This window comes from Paraburkholderia sp., assembly GCF_034668105.1.
In the GTDB taxonomy this organism is placed as follows: domain Bacteria; phylum Pseudomonadota; class Gammaproteobacteria; order Burkholderiales; family Burkholderiaceae; genus Paraburkholderia.
In genome coordinates this window covers 1-12029 of record NZ_JAXDPY010000683.1, presented here as the reverse complement: position 1 = coordinate 12029, position 12029 = coordinate 1, and the positions used below count along the sequence as shown (strand labels likewise).

At 62.4% G+C, this 12029-nt stretch carries 13 protein-coding genes and 1 pseudogene; 7 read left to right on the top strand and 7 right to left on the bottom strand.

Going from position 1 to position 12029, the window contains the following annotated elements:
- On the top strand, positions 1-290 hold a 290-nt coding region (locus QOC89_RS30095), incomplete at its 5' end, for an ABC transporter substrate-binding protein (RefSeq protein WP_323048371.1).
- Between the two features lie 145 nt (positions 291-435).
- On the opposite strand, the gene hpnH is transcribed toward QOC89_RS30095, so the two are convergent.
- Both hpnH and ispH read right to left on the bottom strand, forming a co-directional pair.
- Positions 436-1596, bottom strand: a complete 1161-nt coding sequence (hpnH, locus tag QOC89_RS30090) for an adenosyl-hopene transferase HpnH (RefSeq protein WP_179739922.1) — start codon at positions 1594-1596, stop codon at positions 436-438.
- A gap of 10 nt (positions 1597-1606) precedes the next feature.
- Positions 1607-2551 carry a 4-hydroxy-3-methylbut-2-enyl diphosphate reductase gene (gene ispH, locus QOC89_RS30085; protein ID WP_323048370.1) on the bottom strand — a complete coding sequence of 315 codons (945 nt, stop codon included), beginning with the start codon at positions 2549-2551 and terminating at the stop codon, positions 1607-1609.
- 333 nt (positions 2552-2884) lie between these two features.
- Between ispH and hpnC the strand changes: the two genes are divergently transcribed.
- Positions 2885-3751 (top strand): squalene synthase HpnC, encoded by an 867-nt coding sequence (gene hpnC / locus QOC89_RS30080; RefSeq protein ID WP_323048372.1) that lies wholly within the window; start codon positions 2885-2887, stop codon positions 3749-3751.
- 11 nt (positions 3752-3762) lie between these two features.
- Entirely contained in the window at positions 3763-4935 is a 1173-nt protein-coding gene (locus QOC89_RS30075; RefSeq protein WP_323048369.1) for a glycosyltransferase, read from the top strand.
- A 73-nt stretch (positions 4936-5008) separates the two neighbouring features.
- Here the strand turns inward: QOC89_RS30075 and QOC89_RS30070 are convergent, their stop codons facing one another.
- Positions 5009-5587, bottom strand: coding sequence for a hypothetical protein (locus tag QOC89_RS30070; protein WP_323048368.1), 579 nt, complete (start codon positions 5585-5587; stop codon positions 5009-5011).
- 244 nt (positions 5588-5831) lie between these two features.
- Positions 5832-6842, bottom strand: coding sequence for a hopanoid-associated sugar epimerase (gene hpnA / locus QOC89_RS30065; RefSeq protein WP_323048367.1), 1011 nt, complete (start codon positions 6840-6842; stop codon positions 5832-5834).
- 223 nt (positions 6843-7065) lie between these two features.
- Here hpnA and QOC89_RS30060 point away from each other — a divergent pair, with 223 nt between their 5' ends.
- Positions 7066-7359 carry an acylphosphatase gene (locus QOC89_RS30060; RefSeq protein WP_179739934.1) on the top strand — a complete coding sequence of 98 codons (294 nt, stop codon included), beginning with the start codon at positions 7066-7068 and terminating at the stop codon, positions 7357-7359.
- Between the two features lie 136 nt (positions 7360-7495).
- On the opposite strand, the gene egtD is transcribed toward QOC89_RS30060, so the two are convergent.
- The gene (gene egtD, locus QOC89_RS30055; RefSeq protein WP_323048366.1) at positions 7496-8479 is read right to left on the bottom strand and encodes an L-histidine N(alpha)-methyltransferase; all 984 of its coding nucleotides are present in this window, start codon (positions 8477-8479) and stop codon (positions 7496-7498) included.
- 615 nt (positions 8480-9094) lie between these two features.
- On the opposite strand from egtD, the gene rarD reads away from it, so the two are divergent.
- A complete protein-coding gene (rarD, locus tag QOC89_RS30050) occupies positions 9095-9991 on the top strand; it encodes an EamA family transporter RarD (protein ID WP_323048365.1) in 897 nt (298 codons plus the stop codon).
- Positions 9992-10141: 150 nt separating this feature from the next.
- On the opposite strand, the gene QOC89_RS30045 is transcribed toward rarD, so the two are convergent.
- Positions 10142-10681 (bottom strand): DUF962 domain-containing protein, encoded by a 540-nt coding sequence (locus tag QOC89_RS30045; RefSeq protein WP_323048364.1) that lies wholly within the window; start codon positions 10679-10681, stop codon positions 10142-10144.
- Between the two features lie 91 nt (positions 10682-10772).
- On the opposite strand from QOC89_RS30045, the gene QOC89_RS30040 reads away from it, so the two are divergent.
- On the top strand, positions 10773-11486 hold the full coding sequence (locus QOC89_RS30040) for a Crp/Fnr family transcriptional regulator (RefSeq protein WP_323048363.1): 714 nt from the start codon (positions 10773-10775) through the stop codon (positions 11484-11486).
- Positions 11487-11556: 70 nt separating this feature from the next.
- Complete coding sequence (locus QOC89_RS30035; RefSeq protein ID WP_323048362.1) at positions 11557-11757, top strand: hypothetical protein; 201 nt, start codon at positions 11557-11559, stop codon at positions 11755-11757.
- A 39-nt stretch (positions 11758-11796) separates the two neighbouring features.
- Here QOC89_RS30035 and QOC89_RS30030 read toward each other — a convergent pair.
- A pseudogene (locus tag QOC89_RS30030) lies at positions 11797-12029 on the bottom strand (4-hydroxy-tetrahydrodipicolinate synthase); the annotation flags it as partial.

The window sequence follows — 12029 nt, the reverse complement described above, 5'->3', positions numbered from 1 at the left end:
TGTCGCAGTTGCGCGATCAGGATGTGAAATTCAAATTCTTGCCGGTTAGCGTGCCTGCCGGCGCCAGCGATCTGGTCGTGCAGTCGCACGTGATCAGCAATGGCGGCGACGATGCCATTGGTTACAGACTGACCAAGGGACCCAATGGCTGGAAGATTTACGACATCAACATGATGGGCGCCTGGCTGATTCAGGTTTATCAGACGCAGTTCGCCGATCAGCTTTCCAAGGGCGGCGTTGATGGGCTGATCAAGTTCTTGACTGCACATAACGCACGAAGCGCGGGCTGACGTCCCGCAAAAGATTCACGCAAAGAAAAAAGCGCGGTGGCAATCAGGCCACCGCGCTTTTTTCTTTGCAAAACCTGCACATCATCTCGGGCGGACGGAACGGCTTGAATCACCCTAAGCCATCCCAAGCCGCCCTGGACAACGCTTAGTGTGCGGAAGCGGAAGCCGCCGTCTGCACCTTCTTGCCCTTGCCCGCACGCCCAATCTCTTCAAGCTTGATCTCGACGTGCCGAGAGAACACGTACTCGGCCGGACGCTGCTTATCCAAAGCAATATCCTTGACGAAGGCGCCAGACGTCTTCGGACCGCGCAGGCTAACCTTCAATGCCTTCAACGGATGCGCAACCGTATCCATCACGGCCGTTGCTTCGAAACCGCAGTGCACCATGCAGTCCGCGCACTTTTCATAGTTACCCGTGCCGTACTTTTCCCACTCCGTGGTTTCCATCAATTCCTTGAAGGTCTTCACGTAGCCTTCGCCGACCAGGTAGCACGGCTTCTGCCAGCCGAACACGGTACGCGCCGGGTTGCCCCAAGGCGTGCACTCGTACGTCTGATTGCCGGCCAGGAAGTCGAGGAACATGCCCGACTGGCTGAATGACCAGTTCTTGCCGTTGTTGCCGCGCTTGAAGATCTCGCGGAACAGATGCTTGGTCTTGTCGCGGTTCAGGAAGTGCTGCTGATCCGGCGCGCGTTCGTACGCATAACCCGGCGAGACCGTGATGCCGTCCACGCCCATCGGGCCCAGCGTGTCGAAGAACGCAGCGACGCGTTCCGGCACGGCGTCGTTGAACAGCGTGCAGTTGATGTTCACGCGGAAACCGCGGCGCTTTGCTTCCTTGATCGCGGCGACTGCCTTGACGTACACGCCTTCCTGCGACACGGAGTGATCGTGCGCCTGTTCGTCGCCGTCCAGGTGAACCGACCAGACGAAATACGGATTCGGCTCGTAGTCGTCCATTTTCTTTTCCATCAGCAACGCGTTCGTGCACAGGTACACGAACTTCTTGCGCGCGATGATGCCCTTCACGATCTGCGGCATTTCCTTGTGCAGCAGCGGCTCGCCGCCGGCAATGGAAACCACCGGTGCGCCGCATTCGTCGACCGCGCCAAGGCATTCCTCGAGCGACAGACGCTGATTCAGGATGGGATCCGGATAATCGATCTTGCCGCAGCCATTACAGGCAAGATTGCAGCGGAACAGCGGCTCCAGCATCAACGCGAGCGGGTAGCGTTTGTTACCGGAGAGATGCTGACGCATGATGTATGCGCCGACCCGGACTTTCTGTAGCAGCGGAATAGACAAGACGTCCTCCTTAAACTTCGCGTGCAGCGAGTGGTTGCATCAGTTTCGATGGCAACTTGAATTCGACTTTCTCTTCACGGCCCGCCATCGTTGTGACATCGACGGGTCCCAATGCGCGCAGCGCATCGATTACGTTCTTCACCATTTCTTCCGGTGCCGAAGCACCGGCCGTGATGCCGACGGTCTGCACATTCGCAAACCACTCCGGCTTCACTTCCGAACCGTCGGCGACGAGATAGCTCGCCACGCCGGTTTCGCTGCCGATCTCGCGCAGCCGGTTCGAGTTCGAACTATTGGTTGCGCCCACCACCAACAGCACGTCGACCTCTTTGCTCAATTCGCGCACCGCCGCCTGGCGGTTTTGCGTGGCGTAGCAGATGTCGCGCGTGTCGGGACCGACGATGTCGGTGAAGCGGCGCAGCAAGGCATCGATAATGCCACGTGTATCGTCGACCGACAGCGTGGTCTGCGTGACGTACGCGAGCGGCGTATCGTGCGGCAAGTCCAGATGCGCGACTTCGGCCTCGCTTTGCACCAGCAGCACCTTGCCCGGAATCTGGCCGATCGTGCCTTCCACTTCCGGATGGCCGGCGTGGCCGATCAGAATCAGCGTACGGCCCGCGGCCACATACTGGCGCCCTTGCACGTGGACTTTGGTCACGAGCGGGCAGGTTGCGTCGAGCACGTCGAGGCCGCGCTGTTCCGCGTCTCGCTCGACTGTCCGCGCGACACCGTGGGCGCTGAAAATCGCCACGGCGCCTTGCGGCACCTCGTCGAGTTCCTCGACAAAGCGCGCGCCCTTCTGGCGCAAATTGTCCACCACGTGGCGATTGTGAACAATCTCGTGGCGAACATACACGGGCGCCCCGTGTTGTTGTAACGCGCGATCGACAATCTCAATGGCGCGTACAACACCCGCGCAAAAGCCGCGGGGTTGAGCAAGGATGACTCGCATAAATTGGCGAACTCCGACTGACGCGGGTTTCGAAGAAGCCGGTAATTCTGACTTTATCGCCGCGATCATCTATTTAGTTGACGTCTTGAGCCCCGGCGCAGAGCCGGTACAGCAAAACCAAACGCGCATTCTAACGCTATCAGGCCGGCTTTGCTTCGAGGCCCCGCCCCGGTGTTGGGCGGGCGCCGCGCCATCGGCCCGGTGGCGGGCGCCCAATGCCTGGCATAACCGGTAATGATTACACGCTGCAGCGGTTTGGCGGAACCCTTAAACTACGTGGTCCTGCGGCGCATGTTGGCGGCCGCATTACAGAATGGTTTCGAGGCTCGCTGGATGGACGTCGATCAATACGAAAATTTTCCGGTCGCGAGCGTGTTGCTGCCGAAGGCGCTGCGCACGCCGATCGACATTATTTACCAGGTTGTTCGCACTGCGGCCGACATCGCCCATGAAGGCGACTGGAGCCCGGCCGAGCGCCACGCTCGTCTCGCCGACTTCCGCGCCGGCCTCGACGCGATAGCGGAGCGGCGCGCGGCGCCGGTGCATCCGCTGCTGTTCGGCAAGCTCGCCGGGGTGATCGCGAAGTATAAACTGCCGCTGGCGCCGTTCTACGATCTGCTCCATGCCTGCGGGCAGGACATCGACACCACCCGTTACGCCGACCGGAGCGCGTTGCTCGACTATTGCCGCCACTCGGCAAGCCCGATCGGCCAGTTGATGCTGCATCTGGTAGGCGCCGCCACGCCGCAGAATCTCGCCGACGCCGAGGCGATCTGCACGGCCTCGCAACTGATCAGCTTCTGGCAGGACGTGGCCGCGGACTGGAACAAGAACCGCCTGTATCTGCCCTTGGCGGATCTGAGGCGCTTCAACGTGACCGAGGCGCAGATCGCGAAGGGCGTTGTCGACGAGGCATGGACAAAGCTGATGGCCTACGAAATTTCGTTTGTACGGGCCACGTTGGTACGTGGCGCGCCGCTCGCATTGCGGATTCCCGGGCGGCTCGGTATCGAGCTGTGCGGCGCCATCCACGGTGGCCTGCGCATCCTTGAGCGGATCGAAAAGGCCGGCTATGACGTGTTTCGCGAGCGACCGGTGCTGAACACATTTGACTGGTGCGTCGTCGCGGTGCGCACTTTGATGATGCGCCTGTCGCGGCGGGTCGGCGTGGAAGCGGGTTCACTCGAGGGTAATGCTTAATGGCGGGCTTAATGGCGGCGGTTCTATTTCTTCTTTCGTGTCTTTCGCTGCTGATCTGGGGTGTGTTGCTGTTGGCGCGGGGCGGTTTCTGGCGGGCGCGTCCCGCTGCGCCGCTTACGCTCGAACCGCGTGAAAGCTGGCCGGCGGTTGCCGCCGTGGTGCCGGCGCGCAATGAAGTCGATGTAATCGCACAGGCGGTCACCAGCTTGCTCGAGCAGGACTATGCGGGCGAATTTCACGTCATCGTCGTCGACGACCACAGCACCGACGGCACCGCCGACGCCGCTCGCGCGGCCGCGTTGCAGCTGCAATGCCCCGATCGCCTGACGGTGTTGAGCGCGAAGCCGCTGCCGCCGGGCTGGTCCGGCAAGGTGTGGGCGCAGTCGCAAGGTGTCGAGGCGGTGCGCACGCTCGGCCTGCCCGCCGATTTTCTGCTTCTGACCGACGCCGACATCGGCCACCCCGCTGACGCCGTCATGCAACTCGTCGCGCGGGCGGATGCGGAAAAGCGCGATCTCGTCTCGCTGATGGTCCGCTTGCGCTGCGATTCGTTCTGGGAGAAGGCGCTGATTCCGGCCTTCGTGTTCTTCTTCGCCAAGCTGTATCCGTTCGCGTGGGTCAACAACCCGCGCAACCGCACGGCGGCGGCGGCGGGCGGCTGCATGCTGGTGCGGCGCAGCGCGCTGGAAGAAGCGGGCGGCATCGAGTCGATCCGCGCCGAGCTGATCGACGATTGCAGCCTCGCCGCGCGGATCAAGCATCGTGGCACAGGGCGTCATTCGATCCGTCTGGATGTGGCGGCGCGCAGCGTGTCGTTGCGTCCTTACGATAGCTGGCGGGACATCTGGAACATGATCGCGCGCACGGCCTTTACGCAGTTGCATTACTCGCCGCTGCTGCTGGCAGGCACGCTGCTCGGCATGACGATCATCTATCTGATGCCACCGGTGGCCGCGCTGGTGCTCGGTCCGCTGGGCTGGCCCGCGTGGCTCGCGTGGGCGCTCATGTGTTGCGCTTATGCGCCGATGCTGAGCTATTACCGCCGTTCGCCGCTTTGGGCCCCGTTTTTGCCGCTGGTGGCGTTGTTCTATGTCGGCGCGACGTTTGCGTCGGCGGTGCGCTACTGGCGCGGCAAGGGTGGGCATTGGAAGGCGCGTGTGCAGGCGCCGGTGCAGGAGCGCTGAAACACGCGCTCGCGGATTTGTCGGACGAAAAAAACGGCGCTCTCAGGCGCCGTTTTTTGCATCGACCGTTATATCAGCCCTTGGTGAGCATCATGTACATCTGGATCACCATGTCGGGCGAGAACGTGAACGGCACCCAGCCGTGGCCGGTGTGACGCATGACCAGCAGACGGTCGCCATTCGACTGCTTCTGCACGGCCATGACAGGATTTTTGGTCGAGACGAAGCGCCAGCCCGGCGAGATGCCCGGCGGCGGTTCCGGGGTCATCGAGGCCCGCGCGTTCGCCAACTCCTCGATCAGCTGGCCGATCTGCTCAGCACGCAGCGCGACCGTCTGGCCGCCGATCGTCATCGTGATCTCGTTTTGCGCAGGGCGGTTGATTTCGAGCGTGGGTTGTTGAGACTGAGCGGCCGGTTCTTCGCTGCCGGGTGCGGGTGCCGCCGCCGCTTCTACCGCGGTCGTGGCTGCCGCTGGTTCAGGCGCCCGGTCTTCGGCTTGCGATTCGGGCGAGACGTGATTCGCCGCCGGCGCTCCCTGCGCTGCCGCCTCGGTAGGTGTCTCGGGACTATTTTCGGCCTGCGGGGCCACGACAGCCTGGATGAGCTGATCGACGCCCACTTCCAGCGCGCCGAGCTGTTCGTGAAGATTCATGCGAGGTTTCTCTGGTAAGACCCGCGATTTTACCTGCTGCGCGCGGGCTTTTACCTGCCGCCAACACCGTGACGTTGTAACAAAGTGCGTGCGGGCCGCGCCGCGTTGTTCGGCGCGGCCTACGCGGGCCGGCCTAGGTGGTCCACCTACGTGGACCGACTCATGCAGCTCGGCCTACGCAGCTCGGCCGCGCAGCCCGGTATGCGTGGGCGGCCCGCAGCCCGCCCGATTAGACATGCTCGCGTCAGGGCTTCAAATACCCGGCTTGCCGGAACCAGTCGAGCGCATCGCTCAAGCCCTCGCGATAGGGTCGCGCGCGATAGCCGAGCTCGCGCTCTGCCTTCGCCGACGTGAAGTACATCTTGTTTTTCGACATCCTCAACGCGTCGACGGTGAGGAACGGTTCGCGTTTCGTGAATTTTGCGACCGCCTCTGCGCCAATGGCCAGCGGATAAAGCGGCCCACGCGGCAAACTCAGCGTGGGCGCCTTGCGGCCGGTCAGCGCGGCGATATCCGCGAGCATTTGCTGCAGCGGCAGATTTTCGCCGCCGAGAATGTAGCGTTCGCCGATCTTGCCGCGTTCGAGCGCCAGAAAATGCCCGGCGGCCACATCGTCCACATGCACGAGGTTCAGGCCAGTCTCGACGAACGCAGGAATCTTGCCGAGCGCCGCCTCGACGATGATGCGGCCGGTCGGCGTCGGTTTGACGTCGCGTGGACCGATCGGTGTGGACGGGTTGACGATCACGGCAGGCAGGCCATCCTTGACGATCATCCGCTCCACCGCGCGCTCGGCCAGCACCTTGCTGCGCTTGTACACGCCGATCGCCTGGTCGGCTTTGAGCGGCGAGGTTTCATCGGCGGACTGGCCGGAACTGGTGACCTTCAGCGTGGCCACGCTGCTCGTGTAGACGATGCGTTCCACGCCTTCCTTCAGCGCCGCGCGCATGGTCGCCTCGGTGCCTTCGAGATTCGAGCGCTCGATTTCGCTCGGGTCCGGCGCCCACAGGCGATAGTCGGCGGCCACATGCAGCAGATAGCGTACGCCGCGCAGCGCGTTGCGCATCGACGCTTCGTCGCGCATATCGCCCACGACGATTTCCGCGTCCAGCGCCTCGACGTTTTTGCGTGGACTGGTAGCGCGCACCAGCACGCGCACCTTGAAACCCTTCTGTTGCGCGATGCGCGCCACCGACGAGCCGACGAAGCCGGATGCGCCGGTCACGAGCACGAGATCGCGATTCTGTTCGGTCATTCTGATTGATTCCCTGCGTGACAGTCGACGGATTGTACGTGGCGCGCGTGCCGCGTGCCGTGCAGGGCGCTTCGAGCGCGTGGGCGGGCTCGGACGAGCTCATGCGCGGCCGAGCAATCTTGCCGCGACGCGACTAGAATGCCGGCTTGAAAGATTTTGCGTTGCATGGGACCGGAGTAACCGCTCAAGCGCTAACTCCGGGGTCGACAGAAGAGAGGACGGCATGGCTCCGGATCTGGATCTACGGATCGAAACATATTACGTACGCGTGCGCGGCACGGTGCAGGGCGTGGGCTTTCGCCACGCCACGGTGCGTCAGGCGCACGCGTTGGGTATCAAGGGATGGGTGGCGAATCTCGACGACGGTTCCGTCGAAGCCATGTTGCAGGGCTCGGCCAACCAGGTCGACCGGATGCTGTCGTGGCTGCGTCACGGGCCGCCGGCGGCGCGCGTGACCGAAGTGGCCGGCGAAGAGCGCGCGACCGAAAAGCGTTTCGAGCGTTTCGAGCAGCACTGAGCGCGGGGACTTCGCGCAAGTCGAAACAAACGCGGCGCGCCATCACATCGATAGCGCGCCGTTTTGTCGCTGGTATGTGTCGCGTAGCCGGCTTGCGACCCGATAACGCAATCGCAAGCCGCTTACCGCAAGCCGCTTACCGCGCCACCAGCAAGCTTTCCGCGAAGCCCCATTCATCCTCGATCCACTGATGGCTGCACACAAAGCCGGCGTCGTCGGCGATCGCGGGCATCTCGTCCGCGCGATATTTGTGGCTGCTCTCGGTCCAGATGGTTTCGCCTTCTTTGAGCGAGACCGTCAATTGCGCGGCGCCCACGCGCGCGGTGAGCTCGCGCTTCGCCCGCAGATGCATTTCGATGCTGCGTGCGTCCGGATTGAAGCGGGCGACGTGCTCGAACGCATCGAGCGGAAAATCGGCGTCGAGCTCGCGATTGATGCGCGCCAGCAAATTCAGATTGAACGATGCCGTGACGCCGATCGAATCGTCGTAGGCGGCCACGAGCACCGGCGTCGGCTTGATCAGGTCCGTGCCGAGCAGCAGCGCGTCGCCGGGCGCCAGCATATTGCGGATATCGCGCAGAAACCGTGTCGCCGCGAGTCTGCCGAAATTACCGATCGTACTGCCAAGAAACAGTACCAGGAGCCGTTCATCCGCCGCGCGGTTCTTGCTCACTTCGGCGAGTCCGGCCAGGTAATCGCGTTCATAACCCACGATCGAAATCCGCTCGATGTCGCCGAGTTCGCGCCTGCACAACTGCAACGCGCTGCGCGAAATTTCAATCGGACAGTAAGAAGTGGGGCGCTTTTTACACAACGCTTCCAGAATGCGTCGCGTTTTGCGGCCACTGCCGCTGCCCAGTTCGGCGACGGTCACATCATGCGGAAGATGCGCGACGATGTCCGCCGCGTGCTTGGTGAGCAGACGTTCCTCGGCGCGTGTCACGCCGTATTCCGGCAGCACGGTGATCACTTCGAACAGCGCGGAGCCGACTTCGTCATACAGATACTTCGAGGGCAGTTCTTTTTGCGGCGTGTGCGTGAGCCCGGCGCGTACTTCGGCGGCGAAGGCGGCGCGCAGTAGATCGGGCGATGCGTCGTGCGAGAGGGCTGGCTGGGTCATGCTGGCTCCAGTAGTCACATTCGATGAGCAGGATTGCTGGCCGGATGGCGGCAGGCGCACTGAAGCGCGGGTGATGCATGCCGCGGGAAGGAAAGGCGGGCCCAGTCCGCGTGGACTGCCTTTCCGGCCCGGCTCATTGATATTGCCGAGGACGCTTGCAAATAACGCTGCAATGGCGGTTGCGACGGATGTCCAGGATGTCCTGAATGACGTTGCAAACGGTGTCGCCAGACTTCATAGCAAGATTCGCGCTTGAACATCTGCGCAGGAAGTGGCGGGCGTAGCTGCAGCGGCTTTGCCCGTCGCGCGTGAAGTTATGTTCTAGTGCATCGGCGCGCGATGCGCACGGAATAAATTGCTGCTTGCTGCAATGAACCAGCGACGAACCATCAGGCGCGTTTGCTCCGGAACCCGTCTAGAATGCCCGCTTGCATCACCTGCCGAAGATAAAAAACGCAGCGCTCGTTCTACGCTGCCTGCTTGTGAGACTTCACTTCTAATGACAACGACTCGAGGCGCACAGCCGCATGTTGCGCCGCACACACTTGCATCAACATCAGTACTGGCTCACCCGTCTGCGCCGCGTGCCGAAACGACTGCGTCAGGGGCCGCGTAATGAACCAATATGATCCAAAGCGCGGCATCGCGTTGTCCGTCGGCGCGTCGGCGATGTTTGCATTACTGTCCGCTTACGCCAAGCTGCTTGCGCCCTTGAGCGGACTCGACATTTTCGCGTGGCGCGTCGTGTGGACCGTGCCGGGCGCACTCTTGCTGATTCTGTGGCGCAAACGCCTGCCGATTCTCCGGCAACTTCTTTACCGCATGGTGACGCAGCCGAAGCTCGGCGTGGCGATGATTGTCAGCGCGGCTTTGCTTGGCGTGCAACTGTGGGTGTTTCTCTGGGCGCCGCTGCATGGGCGCATGCTCGAAGTCTCGCTCGGCTATTTTCTGCTGCCGCTAACGATGGTGCTGGTGGGACGCTTCTACTATCACGAGCGCCTCGATGGTCTGCAGTGGCTAGCCGTTCTCTGCGCCGCATTGGGCGTCGCCCATGAACTATGGATGACGGGTGCGTTTTCATGGCCGACCTTGCTCGTCGCGCTTGGTTATCCGCCGTACTTCGTGCTGCGGCGCAAGATCAACCAGGATTCGCTGGCGATGTTCACGGTGGAAATGGCGCTGTTGCTGCTGCCGGCGGCTGTGTTTATCGTCATCGGCGGTTCGCTGACGGTGATTGGCGACCGTGTCGACATGTGGTGTTTGCTGTTGCCGGGACTCGGCGCGCTCAGCACCATTGCGCTGGCTTCGTATCTGAAGGCGAGCCGTTTATTGCCGATCGCGTTGTTTGGCATTCTCGGCTATGTCGAGCCGGTGTTGCTGGTGTTTGTGTCCATTACGTTGCTCGGTGAGGCGCTGAGCGCCGCGCAGTTAGCCACGTATATTCCTATCTGGATTGCGGTCTCGCTGACGGCGTTGCATGGCGTGCGGCTGGTTCGGTTCGCGGCGCGTTGAACGTTGAGCCATGGTGGTCGAGACACGGCTGCCGGTTGGACTGAGACGGCTGATTGAACGGGGATGGCGGTAGAGTTAAGAAGATTGATTGAGTCGGGATGGCGGCTGGAGTTGAGCGCAGGACGCGCGAATCGTGCGCCCCCAGTCGATTCACCGATGCGCCGCCGCGCTGTCCGCATTGATACGCGTCGCGCCGACCTGTGCCTCGATCGCCTCACGCAGCGCGGGCCGCCAGCCAAAACCAAACAACGCCTCGGCGAGGACGAACAGCGGGCCGATCAGCAGCCCGATCACATCGTCGACAAAGGCAGGCTTGCGATGTTCGTACGCTACGTGGCCGATGAACTGAAAGACCCAGCCGATCACGAAGAGGCCAATACCCGAGCCGAGCCAGATGAGCGTGGCTTGCGCGGCGAGCCATTGTCCGCCTGCGACGCACAGCACCGACACCACCGCCATCATCACGCCGAGCGGCACGTCGAGCACGAGGTAGTAGAGGGTCGCCGCGGCGAACAGCACCCACGCGGGCGATAAGGTCAACGGCAAGCCAGCCACGCTGAAAGCGGGCCGGCTCAACAACACGGCCAGCGCCAGCACGATCATCGGAATGCCGATGAAATGCGTGGCGATATTGCGCCGGTCGCGGTGGTAGGCCGCGTATTGCGTAAGCTGTTGCGTCAGCGTTCTCATGGATGCCGCTCCTCCGTCAAAGCCAGCATAATCGCGGGCAGCGGAATTTGAAACCATCGGGTAGCCGACAATCCGACATGGATGCCGTCCTATGAGTGCGAGTTTTTCCTCAAATGAGCTTGGCGCGTTGCTGGAGCGCAGCGCGTGGTTTCGCTCGGCGCCCGCTGCCATGCAGGCGCAGCTGATCGAAGCGGGGCGTGTCGAACGCCTCGCGGCCGGCGAACGGCTCTTCACGCGTGGCGATTCCGACAACGGCCTCTATTGCGTGCTCGACGGTCTCGTGAGAATCGGCGCGGCGAGTTCGGCCGGCAAGGAAGCGTTGCTTGCGATCATCGAGCCCGTGAACTGGTTCGGCGAGATCGCGTTGTTCGATAACCGCCCGCGAACCCATGACGCGTATGCCGAACGCGATTCCGAGCTGTTTCATGTGCCGCGCACCGCGCTTGCCGCGCTGCTCGAACGCACGCCCGGGTATTGGCATGCGTTCGGTTTGCTGCTGACGCAAAAGTTGCGCCTCGCTTTCGATGCCATCGAGGAGGCCGCTTTGCTTCCCGCCGCGCAGCGCGTGGCGCGCCGCTTGTTGTTGATGGCGGGCGGGTACGGCGAACCCGGTGCATTGCGGCGTGTACTCAAAGTGCCGCAGGAGGATCTGGCCATGATGCTGGCTTTGTCGCGGCAGACGATCAATCAGGTGCTCAAGGAGTTCGAAGCGCAGGGCGCGTTGAAGCTGGGCTATGCGGAAATAGAGATCGCCGATGTGCAAAAGCTCAGCGTACTAGCCGAGCTGAATCCGGCGGCGCATTGATCGAATTGAATGTCCAGCAAGTCACGCAAAAGATGCAGGCACGTCCGACTCGCGCGCCGCGCATCCGCAATTGATTGCGGGCACAACCGACTTGTCCGATCCGGCGATCAACGTGCGGATCGGCTCGACCATTTTGCGCGACGACCTCGATGAGAGCGGCGGCAATCTCGACGCCGCGCTGCTTCGTTACAGCGGCGGTGGCCGCGGTTACGCGCGGCGTGTCGTGCTGCGGATGCAGCGGCTGAACGCAAGCTTGCGCCACGAAGAATGAACTGATTCGTGGCGCAAGCTTGTTCCGCTTCTCCTCGCGTTAGCTCATCGCTCCAGCAAACTCGGCGCGCAGATCCTGCAACCTGTCGCGCGCGGTGCTGAGGCGATCGACGAGCTGTGCCGACGCGCGCGTGATCGGCATGCGTGTTTCGTCGGTCATCGAATGATCGAATGCCAGCATCGCCTTGATCGCGGACGGGTTGGGCGCGGCGAACAGCAAACGCAGTACCGGTAGCAAACTGGCGAACAGATTGCGTGCGTCCATGTCGTGTG

Excerpts from the sequence above, each read along its gene's own strand:
- ispH (WP_323048370.1), bottom strand. The coding sequence starts at position 2,551 with ATGCGAGTCATCCTTGCTCAACCCCGCGGCTTTTGCGCGGGTGTTGTA.
- hpnC (WP_323048372.1), top strand. The coding sequence starts at position 2,885 with ATGGACGTCGATCAATACGAAAATTTTCCGGTCGCGAGCGTGTTGCTG.
- QOC89_RS30075 (WP_323048369.1), top strand. The coding sequence starts at position 3,763 with ATGGCGGCGGTTCTATTTCTTCTTTCGTGTCTTTCGCTGCTGATCTGG.
- QOC89_RS30070 (WP_323048368.1), bottom strand. The coding sequence starts at position 5,587 with ATGAATCTTCACGAACAGCTCGGCGCGCTGGAAGTGGGCGTCGATCAG.
- hpnA (WP_323048367.1), bottom strand. The coding sequence starts at position 6,842 with ATGACCGAACAGAATCGCGATCTCGTGCTCGTGACCGGCGCATCCGGC.
- QOC89_RS30060 (WP_179739934.1), top strand. The coding sequence starts at position 7,066 with ATGGCTCCGGATCTGGATCTACGGATCGAAACATATTACGTACGCGTG.
- egtD (WP_323048366.1), bottom strand. The coding sequence starts at position 8,479 with ATGACCCAGCCAGCCCTCTCGCACGACGCATCGCCCGATCTACTGCGC.
- rarD (WP_323048365.1), top strand. The coding sequence starts at position 9,095 with ATGAACCAATATGATCCAAAGCGCGGCATCGCGTTGTCCGTCGGCGCG.
- QOC89_RS30045 (WP_323048364.1), bottom strand. The coding sequence starts at position 10,681 with ATGAGAACGCTGACGCAACAGCTTACGCAATACGCGGCCTACCACCGC.
- QOC89_RS30040 (WP_323048363.1), top strand. The coding sequence starts at position 10,773 with ATGAGTGCGAGTTTTTCCTCAAATGAGCTTGGCGCGTTGCTGGAGCGC.